Source organism: Gemmata palustris, from assembly GCF_017939745.1.
GTDB lineage: Bacteria > Planctomycetota > Planctomycetia > Gemmatales > Gemmataceae > Gemmata > Gemmata palustris.
In genome coordinates this window covers 1,410,981-1,430,354 of the sequence record NZ_JAGKQQ010000001.1, presented here as the reverse complement: position 1 = coordinate 1,430,354, position 19,374 = coordinate 1,410,981, and the positions used below count along the sequence as shown (strand labels likewise).

18 protein-coding genes and 1 pseudogene are annotated in these 19,374 nt (G+C 67.7%); all 19 read right to left on the bottom strand.

Annotated elements, in window-relative coordinates; translation table 11 throughout:
* Positions 1-305: 305 nt before the first annotated feature.
* The 19 genes and pseudogenes from J8F10_RS40260 to J8F10_RS05685 all read right to left on the bottom strand — a co-directional run bounded on the left by J8F10_RS40260 (position 306) and on the right by J8F10_RS05685 (position 19,065).
* Complete coding sequence (locus tag J8F10_RS40260; protein WP_315854079.1) at positions 306-431, bottom strand: ATP-binding protein; 126 nt, start codon at positions 429-431, stop codon at positions 306-308.
* Between the two features lie 49 nt (positions 432-480).
* Entirely contained in the window at positions 481-930 is a 450-nt protein-coding gene (locus J8F10_RS40255; protein ID WP_315854078.1) for an ATP-binding protein, read from the bottom strand.
* 57 nt (positions 931-987) lie between these two features.
* Positions 988-1,743 (bottom strand): Mu transposase domain-containing protein, encoded by a 756-nt coding sequence (locus J8F10_RS05760; RefSeq protein WP_210652900.1) that lies wholly within the window; start codon positions 1,741-1,743, stop codon positions 988-990.
* 64 nt (positions 1,744-1,807) lie between these two features.
* Positions 1,808-2,467, bottom strand: a complete 660-nt coding sequence (locus J8F10_RS05755; protein WP_210652899.1) for a DDE-type integrase/transposase/recombinase — start codon at positions 2,465-2,467, stop codon at positions 1,808-1,810.
* 236 nt (positions 2,468-2,703) lie between these two features.
* On the bottom strand, positions 2,704-2,850 hold the full coding sequence (locus tag J8F10_RS05750; RefSeq protein WP_210652898.1) for a hypothetical protein: 147 nt from the start codon (positions 2,848-2,850) through the stop codon (positions 2,704-2,706).
* 51 nt (positions 2,851-2,901) lie between these two features.
* Positions 2,902-3,519 (bottom strand): FG-GAP repeat domain-containing protein, encoded by a 618-nt coding sequence (locus J8F10_RS05745; RefSeq protein WP_210652897.1) that lies wholly within the window; start codon positions 3,517-3,519, stop codon positions 2,902-2,904.
* A 265-nt stretch (positions 3,520-3,784) separates the two neighbouring features.
* Positions 3,785-4,210 carry a hypothetical protein gene (locus tag J8F10_RS05740; RefSeq protein ID WP_210652896.1) on the bottom strand — a complete coding sequence of 142 codons (426 nt, stop codon included), beginning with the start codon at positions 4,208-4,210 and terminating at the stop codon, positions 3,785-3,787.
* A complete protein-coding gene (locus J8F10_RS05735) occupies positions 4,186-4,683 on the bottom strand; it encodes a hypothetical protein (RefSeq protein WP_210652895.1) in 498 nt (165 codons plus the stop codon). Before J8F10_RS05735 ends, J8F10_RS05740 begins: the two co-directional genes overlap by 25 nt.
* 160 nt (positions 4,684-4,843) lie before the next feature.
* Entirely contained in the window at positions 4,844-5,149 is a 306-nt protein-coding gene (locus J8F10_RS05730; protein ID WP_210652894.1) for a hypothetical protein, read from the bottom strand.
* A gap of 201 nt (positions 5,150-5,350) precedes the next feature.
* Positions 5,351-6,131: pseudogene (gene istB, locus J8F10_RS41090) on the bottom strand (IS21-like element helper ATPase IstB).
* A 95-nt stretch (positions 6,132-6,226) separates the two neighbouring features.
* On the bottom strand, positions 6,227-6,478 hold the full coding sequence (locus J8F10_RS05720) for a hypothetical protein (RefSeq protein ID WP_210652893.1): 252 nt from the start codon (positions 6,476-6,478) through the stop codon (positions 6,227-6,229).
* A gap of 134 nt (positions 6,479-6,612) precedes the next feature.
* The gene (locus J8F10_RS05715) at positions 6,613-7,188 is read right to left on the bottom strand and encodes a hypothetical protein (RefSeq protein ID WP_210652892.1); all 576 of its coding nucleotides are present in this window, start codon (positions 7,186-7,188) and stop codon (positions 6,613-6,615) included.
* Between the two features lie 122 nt (positions 7,189-7,310).
* Positions 7,311-7,628 carry a helix-turn-helix domain-containing protein gene (locus J8F10_RS05710; protein WP_210652891.1) on the bottom strand — a complete coding sequence of 106 codons (318 nt, stop codon included), beginning with the start codon at positions 7,626-7,628 and terminating at the stop codon, positions 7,311-7,313.
* A gap of 426 nt (positions 7,629-8,054) precedes the next feature.
* Positions 8,055-11,195, bottom strand: coding sequence for an efflux RND transporter permease subunit (locus tag J8F10_RS05705; protein ID WP_210652890.1), 3,141 nt, complete (start codon positions 11,193-11,195; stop codon positions 8,055-8,057).
* Positions 11,192-12,340 (bottom strand): efflux RND transporter periplasmic adaptor subunit, encoded by a 1,149-nt coding sequence (locus J8F10_RS05700; RefSeq protein ID WP_210652889.1) that lies wholly within the window; start codon positions 12,338-12,340, stop codon positions 11,192-11,194. Before J8F10_RS05700 ends, J8F10_RS05705 begins: the two co-directional genes overlap by 4 nt.
* Positions 12,341-12,854: 514 nt before the next feature.
* Positions 12,855-12,992 carry a hypothetical protein gene (locus J8F10_RS05695; protein ID WP_210652888.1) on the bottom strand — a complete coding sequence of 46 codons (138 nt, stop codon included), beginning with the start codon at positions 12,990-12,992 and terminating at the stop codon, positions 12,855-12,857.
* Between the two features lie 99 nt (positions 12,993-13,091).
* Complete coding sequence (locus J8F10_RS39725) at positions 13,092-13,217, bottom strand: hypothetical protein (RefSeq protein ID WP_261363046.1); 126 nt, start codon at positions 13,215-13,217, stop codon at positions 13,092-13,094.
* A 244-nt stretch (positions 13,218-13,461) separates the two neighbouring features.
* A complete protein-coding gene (locus J8F10_RS05690; protein ID WP_210652887.1) occupies positions 13,462-15,093 on the bottom strand; it encodes a hypothetical protein in 1,632 nt (543 codons plus the stop codon).
* 57 nt (positions 15,094-15,150) lie between these two features.
* Complete coding sequence (locus tag J8F10_RS05685; RefSeq protein ID WP_210652886.1) at positions 15,151-19,065, bottom strand: DUF2341 domain-containing protein; 3,915 nt, start codon at positions 19,063-19,065, stop codon at positions 15,151-15,153.
* Positions 19,066-19,374: the final 309 nt, after the last annotated feature.

Below are 19,374 nucleotides of genomic sequence, written 5' to 3'. Positions count from 1 at the left end.
GGGAGACATCTCGGGGTCCGAGCCGAAACGCTAGGGTTCGTCTCGGACCCCGAATTTCTCTTCGGAAAAGTCTCGGAGTCTCGCCGAGAGACCAACACACGGGTTAACACCGGGTTCGTCTCGCACCCCGAACCGAATTCTGCAAACGCGCACGAAAAATCCCGGTGCTGGGCGCCAAGAAAAACCGCGCGAGGCCGGTGCTCGACGGGCTCGTCACCGCGGCCGCTCCGCTTGGTAATCGGCATTCAATCTAGGTCCACCATCGGCGCCGAATCCCGGTCCACCGGCCGAGGTGAGGGGTCAGGTCATTTCCCCTTCTTGGGGTCGTTCTGTTGCTTGGCGGTCATGGACTCGCGGAACCGGTAGCTCTCGCCGTTCATCTCGAAGATGTCGCACCGATGGGTGAGCCGGTCCAGCAGAGCCGCCGTCATCCGGTCCCCTGGAACACGGTGCCCCACTCGCTGAACGCCAAGTTGCTCGTCACCAGCACGCTGCGCGCTCGTACCGGTCCGCGAATACCTGGAACAGGAGCTCGGCACCACCCCGACTGAACGACAGGTACCCCAGCTCGTCGATGATCAGCAGATCGATGCGGTCCAATTGCGTCAGCACCCGGTCCAGCCGGTGGTTCTGTTGGGCCTCTTCCAACTGCGTCACGAGTGCCGCGGCCGTCACGAACTTCACGCGCCGGCCGAGCCGACACATCGCGAGCCCGAGTGCCGTCGCGAGGTGCGTCTTGCCCGTTCCCGCGTTGCCGATCAGGCAGCAGTTGGCGTGCTCCTCGACCCACGCCCCGCGCGCGAGTTCCAGCACCTTCTGCTTGGGCACCGACGGGAGCGTGCTGAAGTCGAACGTGTCCAGATCCTTGATCACCGGGAACCCGGCGGCGCGGATGCGTGAGGCCAGCGCGTTCGCGGATCGCGTGGTCACCTCGGCCTCGGTCAGCGCAACAGGTAGCCCTCGTAGGATTCGTTCTTCGCGTCGGCCTCACGGGCCAGCTTCTCCCACTCGCTGAGCATCGTCGGCAACTTCAGGTGCTTCAGGTTGGCCTTGAGCAACAGCGGGGTCGTCTCGGCGGGCATCGGCATCTCCTTGGGACGGGGAACGGGTCAGCAGGCGATCGAACTGGGCGAGGTCGGCGGGCTGCACGGTCACGGCCGCGAGGCCGAGCGACATCGCGTTGTCACTCGACGACGGTGCGATGTCGCAGCGGAACGGTCGGGCCGCCGCGGTGATGGTCGTGGCATCGAGTTCGCCCCGCGCCAAGCACCCCGTGACGACGGACGCGAGGCGCTCCACCGGGTGGCTCGCGAGCAACTGCAGCACGCGGATGTGGTGCCGCGTCCCGACGCACGATCCGAGCCGCGCGACGAGGGCCGCGCGCAGTTCGGTGAACACGGGCGGCAGTTGCCAGTCGCGATACACCGGCGCGTGATCGAGCGCCGCGGGCTTCTTCTCCAGGGTTCCGAGGAAGTGGAGCGGGTCGAGAACCTTCTGGCCGCTCCCGTAACTCCGGGCGTGAGTGGCGACCGTGGCCCCGTCACCGACGACCTCAACTCGGTCCACGTACCCCTTCGCGGTCACCACGCGGAACGCCCACCGGCGCGGCACGCTGTAACTGTTGCGGTCGAACCGGACCGTCTGGTACTTGTCCACCTGGCCCGGTTGGAGGATGCACGCATCGAACCGGTGCGTCGGAACGGGCAACGCGGCCGCACGGTCGCGCTCGAAACGCGCGGACACGGACAGCGCGTTGTCACCGCACGCATGGTCCCGCGCGCGAGGTACTGGCGCAGCAGATGTGCGTTCAACTCACCGAGGTCGGCGACGCTTGGCACGGGCGTCGCCCACTGCCGTTCGAGATCCTGCACCCGCTTCTCGACGCGCGGCTTCTCGGTCGGGGTCGCGGGCATGCAGAACCGGGGCGCGAACGTGTAGTGGCTCGCGAGCGCGCGTACCGCGGGTGCGGGGTGCGCTCCCGGCCCTTGTGGATGCGGACCGCGACGGTCCTGGGGTTGTCCCACCACAGCTCGCGGGGCACGCACCCGAAGAACGCGAACGCCTCGACGAGTCCGTGCAGAACGGCTTCGGTGCGCTCGGTCGGGAGCGCAATGGCGAACGGGCAGTTGGAGTAGCTCCAGGTGACGACCAGCACGGGCATCAGCCGGCGCCCGTCGGGGAAGTCCACGTGGATGTGCCCGAAGTCGGCCTCGGCGCGATGACCGGGCGGGTGCTCGAGCGGGATGAACGTCTCGCGACGATCGAGGCGGTGCTGCTTCAGGTAGCGCCGCACCTGGTCATAGCCGCCCGCGTAGTTGTTCTCGGCGACGAGTCGTCGGAAGATCTGACTGGCGGTGTGCCGCTGCTTGGGTGGCGCGGTCCGATCGGCGACCAAGATGTCATCAACGATGGCTCGGAACGCCCCGAAGGTCGGAGCCGGGCGCGGCTGGGCGAGCGTGTAGGGCACCGGCGGGGTTCGCCAGCCGCGTGGCGAACCGTGTCACGCCCGAGGCCCAGTTGACGGGCGATCTTCCGGGCGCTTGAGGCCGTTGCGGTGCAACCGCCGGATCTCTGCGAAGTCGTCCACCGCACGCATCCTTCCCCCTGCGGCCGGCCGAAATGCCGATCGCAGGGGCTGTGCTACGGTGGACCTGAATTCGATGCCGAAGTGGACCTGGATTACGCGCCGATTACCACCGCTCGTCATCCGAACGGCCGGGTGCTCCGAACGAGGGCCAAATCGGTGGCCCGGAACACCTCGACGTGGGCCGGCTCCGACACCGAAACGGCCACGATGTCGCTCTGCCCGTCCCCGTCGAGATCCACGCCCCCGACCTGGACACCACCCACAAACCCGCGGTCGAACGCGAAGAAGCTCCGGGCACCGACCCGCCGGCCCCATCAAACACCTTGACGTGCCCGCCCGCCGCGCCCGCACCTGCTCCTACAATCAGCTCCGCGCCCCGTCCCCGTCGAGATCCGCACCGCCCACGAACACGCCGCCCCGAACCCCTCGAACGTGAAGAAACTCTGGAGCACCGCCCCGTCGAGCCCGTCGAGCACCTTGACGTGGCTGCTCCCGGTCGCGGCCCCCACAATCAGGTCCGCGCGCCCGTCACCGTTCACGTCCCCGGTCCCCACGCGGACGCCGCCGCTGAATCCCTCGAATGCCAGTGCAGCCCGGAGCAGCGACCCGTCGGCCCCGCTGAACACCTTCACGTGCCCGCCCGATGCGCCCGCACCGGCCCCGACCACCAGGTCCGCGCGCCCGTCCCCGTCGAGGTCCGCGGCGGCCACACTCAGACCGCCGGAGAACCCCGCGAACGGCCGGAAGCTCATCAACTTGGCACCAGTCGCCCCGTCGAACACTTTCACGTGCCCGCCCGCCCCGGCGGTCGCCGCCACCGTGTCCGCGATCCCGTCCCCGGTGACGTCGGCCGTAACCAGGGCCACGCGCCCGAATAACCCGCGAACGGTGCGAACTCGCGGACCGACCGCGCCGGTCTCCGGATCGAACACACGGGCCGTACCCGAACCGCCCGGGAAGGCACCAGCACTCGGGAATTCGGCGCGGCGCCTGGGGTGCCGGGGCCGCGCCACCCGGAACCGTGAGCACCACGTCGCGGCCTGAACCACCCCGGTAGGTGATCTGGAGCGTGACCCCGTCGACCGTAAACACGGCCCCTCGGGCAATCCGGCGAACGCCCCAGAAACCGGAGCCCCGGAGCCGTTCTGCACGATGGTGAACCGGGCGCGGGCGCGGGCGCGAATCCGACCCGCAGGTTCAGCCGCACCCCGCGAGTGTCACCGCCCCGCGGGTCGCGACCTGATCGTACTCGGTGCCCGGGACCGTTCCCGAGAGCTCGATCGTCAGCGTGTCGGTCGGCCCCATGGTCAGTGTCCCGATGCTCAGCCGCCCGGGACTGTTGCCGGGACTGAGCTCACCGTCCCCGTTGGACCCGATGTTCCCTGCCGAGCCGCGCCCCTGGAAGATCGAGTTGTCGAGGACGATGTCGGTGAACGTGGTCCCGTTGACGTTCAGTACCGCCCCGTCCCGCACCACCGTCTCCCCGGTGTACGTGTTCGCACCGACCAGGCCCAGGCGCCCGGGGCCGGACAGCGTCAGCCCGCCGGTCCCGCTAATCACCCCGCTGATGGAGGCCTCGGGGAGGATCGAGTTAATGGTCAGCCGTGCCGCACCGAGGCGCACCTGCGCGGTGCTCGTGAGGGGCCCGGGGCGCGCTCGTCGGCCACGCCCCGCACGGTCTGGTCGAAGTCGTTCAGGTCCAGGGTCGTATCGAACAGGAACACTTGTGCGTTGGGCGATAAGGCCCCGGCGGCGCCGGCCCGGAGCGCGCCCGCGTTGACGTAAACGGACCCATCGAACGTGCTCACACCGGAGAGCGTCCAGGTGCCCAGGTTCGCGTAGAGCACCTGCCCGGTCCCGGTGAGCGACCCGGCGAACTCGGTGTCCGTTGCCGGATCATACGGGCCCCGACGTAGAAGTCGGACACGCCCCCAGCACCACGACGCTCCCCGCGTCCCCGGCCAGGGACTTGACGGCGACGAGCTGGGTACCCAGCTCGAGTGTGGCCCCGCACCCAGCGCCACGGTAGCGGTCCCCTGCCGCAGCGTGCGCCCGTTGTACGCGGGCACACCGGGGCCTTCTCCGAACTGGTTCATCCCCTGGACCACCACACGGGCGCCGGGCGCCGACGGTCAGGCTGTCGCGCACGGTGGTGCCGTACACGTACCCGCCGATCGAGTTCGAGTTCTGCGCCCCAGGTACGTGGTCCCGTCGAGGAGCTGGACCGGCCCGGAGAAGCTGTACGAGATGACCTTATTATGGAGGTCCAGGCCCGCCGCCGGTCTTCGTGAGCCCGACGGTGCCCGTGATGTACGCCCGGACCGTCAGCTCGGCGCGCCGCCGTCCACCCGGAGCACCGGGGCGCTTGCCCGTCAGGTCGAGCTGACTCGTGGAGTCGATCGACAGGTCCTGGTTGACCAGCATGTTCCCCGTGCCGCTACTGATCACGTTCTCGGTCAGCACCCCGCCGTTGAGCCGAAGCACGGTATTGGAGGCGATTTCCACTCGGTTATCGTTCCCGAGCAGTTCGAGCTGGTCGATGGCGAGCCCGGACACGTCCATCTGGGACTGAGTGACTGTCCCATATGTGCGAAAAAGCCTGAGAAATCGTGGGTGACAACTCGAAAATACGGCGATTTCGAGGCATATGGGACAGTCACTGAACCCCCGGTGAATTGGATCACGACCCCATGGTGATTAGCTTTGAAAGGGGAAACGTGTTGAGCTTTGAAAAGGGAAACACCAAGTCCGTGTTCGAGCGGGTCACTTACCCTTCTTGGGGTCGTTCGGCTTTTTGGCGGTCATGGACTCGCGGAACCGGTAGCTCTCGCCGTTCATCTCGAAGATGTCGCACCGATGGGTGAGCCGGTCCAGCAGAGCCGCCGTCATCCGATCGCCCTGGAACACGGTGCCCCACTCGCTGAACGCCAAGTTGCTCGTCACCAGCACGCTGCGCCGCTCGTACCGGTCCGCGAATACCTGGAACAGGAGCTCGGCACCACCGACTGAACGACAGGTACCCCAACTCGTCGATGATGAGCAGGTCCACGCGGTCCAGGTGGCCCAGCACCCGGTCCAGCCGGTGCTGCTGTTGGGCCGCCTCCAACTGGGTCACCAGGCCCGCAGCCGTTACGAACTTCACGCGCGGCCGAGCCGACACATCGCCAGCCCCAGCGCGGTCGCCAGGTGCGTTTTCCCCGTGCCCGCGTTCCCGATCAGGCAACAGTTGGCGTGCTCCTCGACCCACGCCCCGCGCGCCAGTTCCAGCACCTTGTGCTTGACAGCGACGGGACCGCGGTGAAGTCGAACGTGTCCAGGTCCTTGACCACCGGGAACCCGGCCGCGCGGATCCGCGACGCAAGCGCGTTCGCGGATCGCGTGGTCACCTCGGCCTCGGTCAGCGCAACAGGTAGCCCTCGTAGGATTCGTTCTGGGTGGCGGCCTCACGGGCCAGCTTCTCCCACTCGCCGAGCATCGTCGGCAGCTTCAGTTGCCTCAAGTTGGCCTTGAGCAACAGCGGGGTCGTCTCGACGGACATCGGCATCTCCTTCACACGAGGAACGGGACAACAGGCGATCAAACTGGGCGAGGTCGGTGGGGCGCACGGTCACAGTGGCGAGAGCCAGTGACGACGCGCGGTCACTGATGGACGGCGCGTCGAGCGTCCCCGCGCGCCGCGCCCGTGATGGTTGCGGCGTCGAGCTCGCCGCGCGACAGGCACCCGGCGAGGACGCCCTCCATGTGATCGACCGTGTGGTTGGCGAGCAGTTGGAGCACGCGGATGTAGTGCCGGTTACCGATGCACGACCCCAACCGAGCGACCAGCGCGCGCGCAACGCGGCGAACGCGGCGGGCAGTTGCCAGTCGCGGTACACCGGCGCGTGGGTCCAACGCGGCCGGCTTCTTCTCCAGGGTTCCGAGGAAGTGAAGCGGGTCGAGGACCTTCTGCCCGGTCCGGTAACAGCGCGCGCGCGGCGACCGTGGCCGTCACCGACGACCTCGACGCGGTCCACGTACCTTCACGCTCACCGTGCGGAACGCCCACCGCGCGGCACGCTGTAGCGGTTGCGGTCGAACGGCACCGTCTGGTACTTGTCCGCCTGACCGGGCTGGATCACGCACGGATCGAACGCCCGGGCCGGAGCCGCGAGCGCGGCCGCGCGATCGTGCTCGAACCGTGTGGCCACGGACGACGTGTTGTCACCGCACGTGCGCTCCCGCGCCGCGAGGCATTGCCGCAGCAGGTGCGCGTTCAGCTCACCGAGGGCACCGACGCGCGGCACCGGTGTGGCCCACTGGCGCTCGAGGTCTTGCACCCCGCTTCTCGACGCGCGGCTTCTCGGTCGGGGTCGCGGGCATGCAGAACCGGGGCGCGAACGTGTAGTGGCTCGCGAGCGCCGCGTACTGCGGGTGCGGGGTGCGCTCCCGGCCCTTGTGGATGCGGGCGCGACCGTTCTGGGGTTGTCCCACCACAGCTCGCGGGGCACGCACCCGAAGAACGCGAATGCCTCGACCAGCCCCTGAAGTACGGCCTCGGTGCGCTCGGTCGGCAGCGCCAGCGCGAACGGGCAGTTCGAGTAGCTCCAGGTGACCACCAGCACGGGTACCAGCCGGCGCCCGTCGGGGAAGTCCGCGTGGATGTGCCCGAAGTCGGCCTCGGCGCGACGGCCCGGCGGGTGCGCGAGCGGGATGAACGTCTCCCGGCGGTCGAGGCGGTGCTGCTTCAGGTGGCGCTGGATCGGGTGGTAGCTGCCCGTGTACCCGTGCTCGGCGACGAGCGCCGGAAGATCTGGGTGGCCGTGTGGCGCTGCTTGGGCGGCGCGGTCCGGTCGGCTACGAGGATGTCATCGACGATCGCGCGGAACGGGTCGAACACCGGCGCGGACCGCACCGCGGTCCGGGTGTACGGTCGGGGTTGAGGGTCGGCCAGCGCCTTGAGGACGGTCTTGGGCGAGCGGCCGAACCGCACGGCGAGTTCGCGGATGGTGAGTCCGTCGCGCCGGGCTTCTCGGATTTGTGCGTAGTCGTCCACCGTGAGCATCCTCCACCCCCGCCGACCAACGGGTCGCTCGCGGGGCTGTGCTACGGTGTTTCCCTTTTCGACGCTAATCGCGCTTTCCCTTCTCAGTGACTGTCCCATATGCCTCGAAATCGCCGTATTTTCGAGTTGTCACCCACGATTTCTCAGGCTTTTTCGCACATATGGGACAGTCACTAAGCCCTTGTCGCGCGCAGATTACGGTTGATTTCGTCTGCTGTTGACCGAGCCGGTGCTATGCGGAACACCCCCGCGGATGACCTGGGGGCGTCCTTCCACTCGCCCGCGCCCCGATTTTCTCGCCCCAAAAGTCTCGGAGTCTCGCCGAGAGAGCAACACGCGAGTTAACACCGGGTTCGTCTCGCACCCCGAACCGCTTCTACAAATTGGCGTGCCGCTCCTTCCGGAGCAGTGAATTTAAAGTGCAAGTCACGGAGCGGAATCCGCGGAGGCGTCACCCGCCGACCACTGGCGACCGAACCGCAGTTTGTCGAGATAGATGTAGTAGACCGGGGTAAAGTACAGCGTCAGCGCTTGGGACACCAGCAAGCCGCCGACGATCGCGAGACCGAGGGGCTTACGGGACTCCGCACCCGCGCCCAACCCCAGCGCGATCGGCAGCGCCCCCAGAAGGGCGCACATGGTCGTCATCATGATCGGACGGAACCGTACCAGCGACGCCTCGTAGATCGCCTCCTCGGCCGACTTGCTCTGCGCCCGTTCCGCGTCGAGCGCGAAATCGATCATCATGATCGCGTTCTTCTTCACGATCCCGATGAGCATAATCAACCCGACCATCGAGTACAGGTTCAGTTCGCTCTTGAAGACGGCCAGCGTCAGCAGCGCCCCGACCCCGGCCGACGGTAGCCCGGACAGGATCGTGACTGGGTGAACGAAGCTCTCGTACAGCATCCCCATCACCAGGTAGATGACGACCACGGCCGCTACGAGGAGCAGCCCGAGCCCGCGCGCGGACTTCTGGAACTCCTGGGCCGCCCCTTGGAAGCCGGTGGTGAGCGTCGGCGGGAGCTCCTCGCGCGCCGCTTGCTCGACCTTCGCCAGCCCGTCCCCGAGCGACACACCGGGAGCGAGGTCGAACGAGATCGTCACCGCCGGCAGTTGACCGGCGTGAGTGACCGTGAGCGGGCCGACCCCACGGCCCATCGTGACGACCGAGTCGATCGGGACCAGGCTCCCGCCGGCGGACCGGACGTACAGCCGCGACAGCAGCGCCGGGTCGCGCTGGAACTCCGGGCTCGCTTCCAGGACCACCCGGTACTCGTTGGTCGGCGCGAAGATGGTCGACACCTGGCGCGACCCGTAGGCGTTGGCCAGTGCGTCCTCGATCTGTCGGGCACTCACGCCCAGGCTCGTCGCCTTATCGCGGTCGATCCGCACGTTGACCTGGGGGCTTCGGATGAGGAGGTCACTGGACACCTCCGCCAGCTCCGGCATCGCCTTCAGCCGCTCTTCCAATCGGGGCACCGCAGCGAACAGTTCCGCCGTGTCCGGTCCCTGGACCGTGAGCTGGTACGCGCTCTTGGCCACCCGGCCGCCGATCCGGATCGGCGGCGGGTTCTGGAAGTAGACCTTAATGCCCGGCACGGACGCGGTCTTCTTCCGGAGCCGCGCGATCACCTGATCGGCCGACAGGTCGCGCGTCGCGCGCGGCGTGAGCCGAACGAACATGCGCCCGGCGTTACCCGCCCCGCTCCCGCCGCTCGCGCCCACCGTGCTGCTGAGGGCCTCTACGTTCTCGTCCTGCCGCAGCACTTCGGCCACCCGCTGCTGGGCGTCGACCATCCCCTCGAACGACACGTCCTCCGGTCCCTCGGTCGTCACGGAGATGTCGACGGTGTCCTCGCTGGGGAGGAACCCTTTCGGCAGCACGACGAGGTAGTACGCGGTGCCCGCGACGAACGCGAACGAGAACACCAGCATCCCGAGCCGGAACCGCAGGGCCAGTTTCAGGGTCCGAGCGTACCCCGCGAGCGCCGCGTCGAACACCCGTTCCGTGGCCCGGTACACGAGCCCCGGCCGCGCGCGCCCCGGTGCCCCGTGGCCGCCGCGGAGGAACAGCGCACACAGCATCGGGGTGAGGGTGACCGACACCAGCCCCGAGATGACGATCGCCACCGAAATGGTGACCGCGAACTCCCGCAGCAACCGGCCCACCACCCCCTGAAGGAACAGTGCCGGGATGAACACCGCGACCAGCGAAACGGTCATCGAAACGATCGTGAACCCGACCTCGCGCGCCCCGTCCAGCGACGCCCGGAGCGGCGACTTGCCCGTGTCCAGGTGGCGGACGATGTTCTCCAGCATCACGATCGCGTCGTCCACGACGAACCCGACCGCGAGCGTCAGGGCCAGGAGCGACAGGTTGTTGAGCGTGTACCCGAACAGGTACATCACAGCGAACGTGGCGACGACGGACACCGGCAGCGCCAGACTCGGGATCACGGTCGCGCGCACGCTCCGCAGGAACAGGAAAATCACCAGCACGACCAGCACGAACGCCACGATCAGGGTGATCTGAACGTCCTCGATCGACTCCTTGATCGGGGTCGCACGGTCGGACTGGACCGCGAGCCGGACCGACGGCGGGAGCTGGGCCTGAAGGGTCGGGAGCAGCGCCTTGACGGCGTCGGCCACCTCGACCGTGTTGGCGCCCGGTTGGCGCTGGACCCCGAGCACGACCGCACGGGGCATCTCGCCCGGGGCGCCGTCCGCGGCGCGCTCGGTGAACCACGCGGCCAACTTGTCGTTCTCGATCCCGTCGGCCACCGCGCCGAGTTCGCCCAGCCGGACCGGCTTGCCGCCCCGGTAGGCGACGATCACCGGGCGGTACTCGCGGGCGCTCATCAGCTGCCCGCTCGACTGGATGTTGAACGCGCGCCGGTCCCCCTGGAACGTCCCGGTCGGCAGGCTCACGTTCGCGTCCTTGATCGCCAGCGACACCTCGTCGATGCCGATCCGCCGGGCGGCCAGCACGTCCGGGTCGACCTGCACCCGCACCGCGCGCTTCTGCTCGCCGAACACGACCACCTGGGCCACCCCCTGCACCATCGAGAGTCGCTGGGCCAGGACCGTGTCGGCGTACTCGTTCAGCTCGTACAGCGGGAGCGCGTCCGACCGCAGTGCGAGCACCAGGATCGACGAGTCGGCCGGGTTCACTTTCCGGAACGACGGCGGGGACGGCATGTCGGTCGGGAGCGACCGGGACGCCTTGGAGATCGCCGACTGGACGTCCAGCGCCGCGTCGTCGATGTCACGGTTCAGCGAGAACTCGAGGGTAATCGAGGTGGTGCCCAGGGCGCTGGTGGAACTGACCTTCTCCAGCCCCGGGATCGCGGTGAACTGCTTCTCCAGGGGCGTGGCGACCGACGACGCCATCGTCTCGGGACTGGCCCCGGGCAGCCCGGCGGTCACCTGGATGGTGGGGAAATCGACGCGCGGGAGGGCGTCGACCGCGAGCGAGGAGTACCCGAGTACCCCGGCCAGGACGATCCCGATCGTGAGTAGGGTCGTCATCACCGGGCGGAGAATGAACGGGGCCGAGATGTTCACTTGGCCCCCTCAATAACCAGAGCGGGAACCGCGGGAGCCGCGCCCGCGAGCCCCGGGGCGGGTTTCGGATCCACTCGCGCGCCGGGGGCCAGTCGCAACTGGCCCTCCACGACGACCGCCTCCCCGCCGCTCAAGCCCGAGGCGATCACCGCCTCGCCGCCGACCTCGAACGCCACGACGACGGGCTTCATCTCGGCCTTGTTGTCCGGGGTCACGACGTAAACGTACAATCCCTTCTGCCCGGACTGGAGTGCCGCGCTCGGGACGACGACGCTGTCGGCCCGGTCCCCAAGGGTCAGCACCACGTCCACGAACAGCCCCGGCCAGAGCTTCTGGTCCGCGTTCTCGAACGCGGCCTTGAACTGGATCGTTCCGGTCAGGGGGTCCGTGGTGTTGTCGATGAACGCCAACTCCCCGACCGCAAGGGCGCCGCCGCTCCGCAGGTCCGCCTCGACCCGTAGCGGCCCCTTCTTACGGGCCTCCGTCACGACCGGCAGTTGCTGTTCGGGGAGCGTGAACGCGACGTAGATCGGGCTGATCTGGTTAATGACCACCAGCGGGCTCACCCCGTTCGCGTCCACTAAGTTGCCGCGGTTGACGAGGAGTTCGCCGACCCGACCGTCGAGCGGCGAGGTGATGGTGGTGAAGGACGCTTGCAGTTTGGCCGTATTGATCGCGGCCCGGTCCGCTTCAACGGCGGCCCGCGCACTCGAGGCGGCCGTGAGGGCCGAGTCGTAATCGACGTCCGACCCCACCCCGCTCTTCCTGCTCTTCTCCGCACGTGCGAGGTCCAGTTCCGCGCCATTGAGGAGTGCCGTACTCTTCGCCATGTTCGTTTCCGCCTGGCGCACCGCGGCCTCATACGGCGCCGGGTCGATCGTGAAGAGCTTCTGGTTCTCCTTCACGGAATCGCCCTCCTTGAAGAACACGCCCGTCAGCGGCCCGCCGACGCGTGCCCGAATGGCGACGGTAGAAACCACTTTGACCGTTCCGATGGTGCGGACCCGGATCGGAACCGTTTTCTTTCCGGCGGTGGCTACAGTCACCGGTGCAGGTGGCTGTTCCCCCTTCCCGTGTGGCAGCTTCGCGCAGCCGGACAGGGCCGCGAAGCCAAGGAGGATCGCGGAACGGAACGCGTCTCGCATAGGTACGATGCCCCTCGATGTCTGACGGCAGCGAAGCGGCGCCTCCGCTGGCACAGCTTACCGGTTCACCGAGCCGTTCTGAAATAGCAACTACAGCAAAACTTGCGCCACATTCCGGCGCTCACTCGCGCGTTCGGCCCCCAGCCCCGAACTGAGCACTTCGGTCGCGTTCGGTGTAATTGACAGGTAGAGACTTTTTCGGTTCTCCCGCCAGCCCGCCGGTCGCGACGCGAAGGGCGCTGGGGCCAACCACCCGGTGCCCCGATGCCGTCCACACGCGATCCGTCCACACTTACACCCGCCGAGCCGTGTACTCGGCGCGACAATCGTTTCGTATTCTCGCGCGGAAACATCGCTGTTGCATTCCGCCACGGACGGATTCGGGCAAGTTTCCACGCTGACCTGTTTTGCCCGCGGTGAGCGAACTGGCTTGGCTGGGTTCCGTTCGCTGTTTTGAAACTTGAGGTCGAGGCGACCGACGCCAACTCGGTCGCGCATCAATTGGCCAGGAAGATCAGAGCCGGCGCGGTGAGACTGGCAGCCGGGTGGGGCTGGTCGCCATGTACCCGACCGGCGCCCCGGCAGTCTGTTCCCGCAGCTTCTCCGCCAGCCGGGGGTTCCCGCCGGCGGTGTCCTCGGTCCGGTCCTTCATCAGGCCGAGGACGATCCAGGGGCGCGCCGCCCTTGACCGTGGTCCCGTTCGACCTGGTCGTGGACTACGTCCCGCGGGTCTTACGCGAGGTGGACACCGTTACCCGAACCCGACTTCCGGACCGATGGCCTTGCCGTTATTCGCCACCGGGCTGAGTGCGGCGCCCTTCTTCACGCGGGCGTCGTAGTACACGTCCTTCCGCTCGGCCCACTTGTCGCCGTCCACCAGCCACGGGTACTTCTTGTCCGTCTTCGTCAGGTACGTCAGAGACCCCTTTGGCCGACTCCGGGCCGATGTCGCCCGTGACGACCACGTGCGACTGGCCCATCAGGATGAACACCTTGACGGGCTTGCCGGCGCCTCCGGGCGGGTCGTCCGGCTTCAGGTTCACGTCGGGCACCTTCTGGCCGGGCGCGGTGCCGGCCAACGCGATCAGGGTGACGACGGCGAACAGGCGGAGGCGCGTAACTCACTTCTCCTCGGCTTTGGCCTGGCGGGTGACGATCGGCACGTACCCGATTTCCAGGCCTTTTGGTGGGGTGACGAGAACGGCCGGGTCGAGGTCGGCCAGCTTGCCGACGGTCGGCGGCGGGAGGTACTCACGGTCCTTCGTCCAGCTCTTGTGCAGCAACTCGACGCGTTTCTGAAGCGCCTCCCGCTCGGCTTGGGTCAGGTCGGCGTTCAACAGCGCGGGCTGGTCGGCGAAGCGGTACCAGTAGTACGTGACCACGCTGCCGTCGCCGAGTTTCGCCTCGAACGGTCCGGCCGCCGGCCCCGGCTTCTTCCAGCTGCTCCCGGCCTCGTCGGGCGTGACGTAGGGTTGCGGCTTGGCGGTGCGACGACGGGGGAACTCGGCCCTCGCCAGTCCGGTTTCGACCGGCACGTCCTTCGCGCTCACGACCACCCACCGCTCCTTGTCGTTCTTGTCCTTCTCAAGGCGGTAGTATTCGGGCAGGGTGACGAGCACATCGCTCTTCATCACGGCGTCCGACCACTTGTACCCGTAGGTGGTTTCGTCGAGTGCGGTGGGCGTGGCGAACGAACCCCAGGCCACCTGCGCGCGGCGGTCTCGCTCCTTGTTCGGCGGGTAAATCCGCCAGGTCGCCCCGCCCTTGCTTTCGAAGGGTTGAACGACTGCGGCCTTCGGGTCGATGGTGCCCGACACCTCCTTGCCGCCGGCGAACCACGCTTGCACGCCGTCCCACAGCGCCGACTTGTTATAGGCCGTGATGCGGTGAATCAGAGGCGCGTCCTTATCGGCGCTGGCCGGGAACTGGGTGGGTGCGACGCGGGCGTAACTGGTGCCCTTCGCGTCCACGGCGATGTACGCCGGGACGTGTTGCGTCTCCATCTGTACGGCCTTATTCGGATCGGACGGGCGCGTGTCGAGGAACAGCCCGCCCAGTTCGGGCTTCTCGACGGTCGGCCGCGACCAGAAGTGCGGCGTAAAGAACGCCACCGGCCCCTTGAAGGTGCCCGTGTTCAGGAACAGCGTCCAGCATTGACCGCCGGTCGGCACGCCCTTTCCGGCGGTGGTCTTCTTGGCCGGCGTCAGCGGCAGCGGCAGGTAGCCGTACCCGAACAGTTCGCCGTTCGTGCCCGGCTTCAGGTTCAACCCGTCCGGCGGCCAGAGCACCCACGGGCTGAGTTGGGCGACGGCGTACTTGCCGGCGGGCTTCTTCCAGTCGCGGCCCTTGCCCGCGCCGGGGCCGTTCGCCCACTCGCTGAACTCGAGCGCCACCCCGCCCATGATGAACTTCGGCGTCTCGGTGGCGAAGCGGGTGTCGCGCCACCAGCCGAGCCCGCCTTCGATGTCCGAGTACGCCTTCTCCGGCTTCGGCCCGTCGTACTGGGAGAACATCCAGGTGCCGAACAGCCCGCTCTGAAAGTCCTGCCCCGGGTAGTTCTTCAGCAGCGGCCACGCCGCCACGTACATCGAGAAGCCGGCGTTGTACTTCGCGTCCACCCTGCCGTGCGGCACGAGCAAGTAGCCGGCCATCTCCGCATTCTGCGGTGACGGGTCGGCCGCTGTCACGTCTCTGGTGGAGAACAACAGTATCAGGCCGGCCGCCACAAGCGGGCGGAACATCAAACGATTCATTTTGGCGTCCTCTTCGGGTCAATCGGGGGTGCGTGTGCGGCGGTGCGGTTTCCTCCGCTAGCGGCGCCAGGGCAAGACGGGCACCTCGCAGAAGGTCAGGGCGGCGATGCCGTTTTTCCCAACGAGCAAGGCGTCCGGGCTCCACGCACTTTCCTTCAGGTAGGTGATACTTTTTGCGGCGGATGGGGCCTTCAATTTCACCGTGAGGGTCGAGCCCTCAACACTGCCGGTGGCGATCTGGTCCTTCGCCCCGTCGAGGTAAAACTGGCCGGCGAGCTTTTCCTTCCACACGATGGGTTGGTCGAATTCGAGCGTCAGCGCGTCCCGCTCGGCGTTGGCAAAGGCGACCCGCTTCAAGTTCGGCGGCGTGATGGACTTGGTCGGTTTCTTCCCGTACACGTCGCGCTCGATGAGCGGTTGCAGCAACCGGGCGAACTCGTCGTACCCCTCCCTTGGGAAGTGGCAGCCGCCCCCCGGACGGATGCCGAGCGTGGACAGGACGCTCAGGTTTGAGAACCGGTCCGGGAGGGTGCGCTGTTGCTCGCGCAAGCGGTCGCCCGCGCCGTCCCGCCCGCCCATCGCGCACGAGTCCGGCCAGATTTGGAAGGCGTAGTAGTGCCGGACGTTCGGGAGGTCCCGCTTCCACCCGGCGGCCATTTCGACGAAATAGCGGTGATAGTTCTTCCACCCGTACTCCCCCGACGGGCCGTCGGCCGGTTGGTCGTTCTCGCCCTGGTGCCAGATGACCGCGCGGACCCCGTGGGTGAGTTTCGCCCGTTGCACCCGCCAGAACCAGCGGCCGTAAATCGTCGAGAGGTCGGCTGGGTCGGCCGGGTTGCGCTGGTGCTCGTCGATGCGCGTGCCGCCGAGTGCGCCGTTGATGATGCACACGGGCACCTGTTGGCTCTCGACCAGCCGCTTGGCCAGTTGCATCCCCCACCAGCCGACGAACGCCTCGTGCTCGGGCGGCTTGGACTTCCAGACGGCCAGCCCCCACAGATTCGGTGCCTTGCCGCCCGCCTTTTTCGTGCGCTCGCGCACCCAGCCCGCGCCGTCCGTGTCGCGCCCCAGGGGGCCGCCATACGTGCGAACCCACTGGCTCGTCTCCCGTGGCGTCTCCCCGGGCAGGTCGAGCGCCTCCGCGTTCGACTGGCCCTCGATCAGGTAGACATCGCCGCACACGAGGTCCCCGACCTTGTGCAGCACGGTGTCCGTGCCGCGGCTCCGCGTGCCGAATTCGACACGGTACTTCACCAGGCCCGGTTTCAGTTTCGCCGCGAGCGCGTAGCTCAGGTCCCGGCCCGGCTTGCCGGTCTCGGTCGCGAACGGTTTGTCGTCGCAGTACACCTTCAGGAACACTTCGTCCGCAGGCTTGTCCAGCGTGCCGCGGTAGTGGAGCGTGCCCTCGTTGCGGTCGTCCCGGGCGTAGAACTGGCCCTCCTCGGGCTTCTCGTCGCGCTCCGGGACGCGCTGAACCCACGCATCGGTCGCCGGTTCTTTGACGGTGATCGTAGCGGACCGGGTGACGGCCCGCCCGCCGTTGCTGAGCGTGGCCGTGACCGTGAGGGGGCCGCTGTTCTGTGCCCGGAGCAGGCGCAGCTTTCCGGCCACGATTTCCTTGATCACGGCCAGCGGCCCCGCGGACCATTCCACCCGCACGTCCGTCGCCCCGCCGCCGGCCGCCTTCAGGGCGGCGAGGTTCGTGATTTGGGGTTCAAGGACGAGTTCCTTGCGCCCGTCCCACTCGGTCGGGATGTGCAGGGTGAACTCCGGGTCGGGGATCGCTTCCTGGACGGTCAGGCCGATGTCGCGAATCTTGACCTCGCTCGGGAACACGGCCCTGAGCCGCAGCTTTACCGCCGTGTCCCCGGTCACGCGGCCGGGCGCGAACTCGACGGCGGAGCGATCGACCGCGAGAACCTCCTCCCGGTCACCCCTCACCACCGACCAGGACAGCTTCTGCGCCCCGCCCGCCCGGGCGGTCACGCGGACGCTCCCGCCCTCCCGGACCGTTGCGCTCTGTGCTTCGACCGAGAAGTCCGTTCCCGCACTCACGAGCGGCCCCACGAGGGTCTGCAGCGGTTTCTGGTTCTCGTACTGCAGCCGCAACCAGTCGGCCGAGCGCGCCACCTGCGAGACCCGCACCTCGTCCAGATCTCCCTTGAACCGGGACTGGTCGTGCCAGTTACCGATCCACAGCCCGACGGGACCGGCGATCTTCAGCGGCGAGTCCTTTCGGGCGGACGCCCCCGCCAGCACGCCGTTCACGTACAGGCGAGAATCCCCGCGCTGGCAGACGTGCGCGACGTGGACCCACTCGTTCAGATTCATCGGCCCGGCGGATTCGACGTTGGCCCCGGAGAACCAGCAGTCCATGCGGACGTGGGGCGGGCCGCGGAACTGCATCACCACTTTGCCCTGCGGCTTCTCGTTGCCCCAGCCGATGAGCGTCGTGTTACACGTCTCGGGTCGGAACCAGACCTCGGTGGTGTGCGGGTCGTCCCCGGTCGGATAGTTCGTGATCTTGTCACCGCAAGTGACGCGGGCGTTCCCGTCGAAATGCCGGGCGCCCCCGATGACCCCCTTTGCCGGGGTCGTGCCGAGGTCTTTCGTGGTCAGCGTCCCCGCGTCGTCGCCGACCGCCTCGCCCATGTGCCACACGCTCAGGTAGCCGTTCGACGGGGCGAACACTGCCGTGCCGTCCGACTCGTTCACGGCGTCGCCCTTGCCCCAGTACATCCGGAGCGGCTGCCGCGAGTTGCCCTTGATGCTGGGCACCCGCACCCACACGCTCGCGGTGCCGGCTTTCACGTCCCATTCCTCGACCTGGTGGGCCAACCGCGCGCCCTCGGCGGTGGTGAACCGCACGTCGGCACCATCGGGGCGCGCCTGGGTGAAGTCGAACCAGTCGCGGTGCAGCCGGACGAGCACGGGGAAATCCGTCACGGCGGCCGTCGGGGGCAGGTTCGCCCCGTCCGGTGTGGTCAACAGCGTGAGCGTTCCCGAGTGCTTCCAATCGCTGAGGGGGTTCTTGGCGGCGGGCGGCGGCGCGCACAGTTTCTTCATGGCGTGACCCATTGCCTCGCCGATCAGGTAGTACGTCTCGGCGTTGGTGTTCCAGTGGTAGCCCTGGTTGCTGGGGGAGACGTCATCGGCCCGCCAGAACGCCTTGGTGCCGACGAACGCGACGTTCCCTTTGAACTCCGGGTACTCGGCCACCGCCGCCTGCGCCTTCATCAGGGAGAGCGGCCGCGGGTGCTTCTCTTCCGGGCCGCTCATGCCGGTCTCGGCGATTACGAACGGCAGGTTCTTCGCCCCGAGGTCCTTGCGGATGTCGCGGATGAAGTGCGCCAGGTTCTTCTCGTACTCGTCGTTGAAGGCCCGGTTCACGCGGTCGTTCCACCCCTGGTGCCAGCCGAACCCGGTCAGTTCGTACCCGCGGTCGCCCAACTCCGGGAACTCCTTATTCAGGTCCTTCAGCACGGCTTTTGTGCGGGCCACGATCTCCTTGTAGTACGGCCCGACCTCCCCGCCCGAACTCGGCGGGCGGAAGTCCACGGCCAGGCTCTTCCCGCCCCACGCCAGCTTGATGAGCAGGACGGGCTCCTCGTAGGCCTCGCCGACCACACACCCGAACCCGAGTTCCGGGCCGATGCGGTCCTCTTTCACTCCGAACCCGGCGGTGAGTTTCCCCTTGCGGTCGAGGTAGTGGATCCACACGTCGTCCCGGACGGCCCACTTGCCGTCCTCGCCGAGTAGGTGCCTGAACTTGGCGGCGGTGTCGGGCCGCTTGGCCACGTACTCCAGGCTGCCCTTGCCCTCGTTCCGCTTCGGGTCGGCTGCGATGAACCCGTGCCCTTCCATGTTCGACTGCCCGGCGAGGACGAACACCTTCACGGGCTTGTCCGCCGCTCCCGCGGGAACCGACAGAGCGGCGAGGGCCGCGACGACGAAAATTTGACGGCGAATCATGCGGGCACCTCGGGCGACGTAACCGGGATAGTACTCGTCATCCTCGCACTCCGGAGTATCGTTCCGGGGAAAAATGGTAACGAATCTGGGAATCCACCTTATGGCCCGAATCGACAACATCCAGCGACTGTACGAGGTCTTGCGCCGCGAACTCGGTGTGAGCCCCGGCGAGTACCGCAAGCAGCGGCAGCTGCGGGGCGATTGAGCGAGCTCAATCTCGACGCCCGCATCCTCCCGTGTGCCGCGTCGCGCAAGTCGGACCGCAACTTTTGCCCGGGCGGCGACTTTCGCATCGAGTCCGCCTGCACG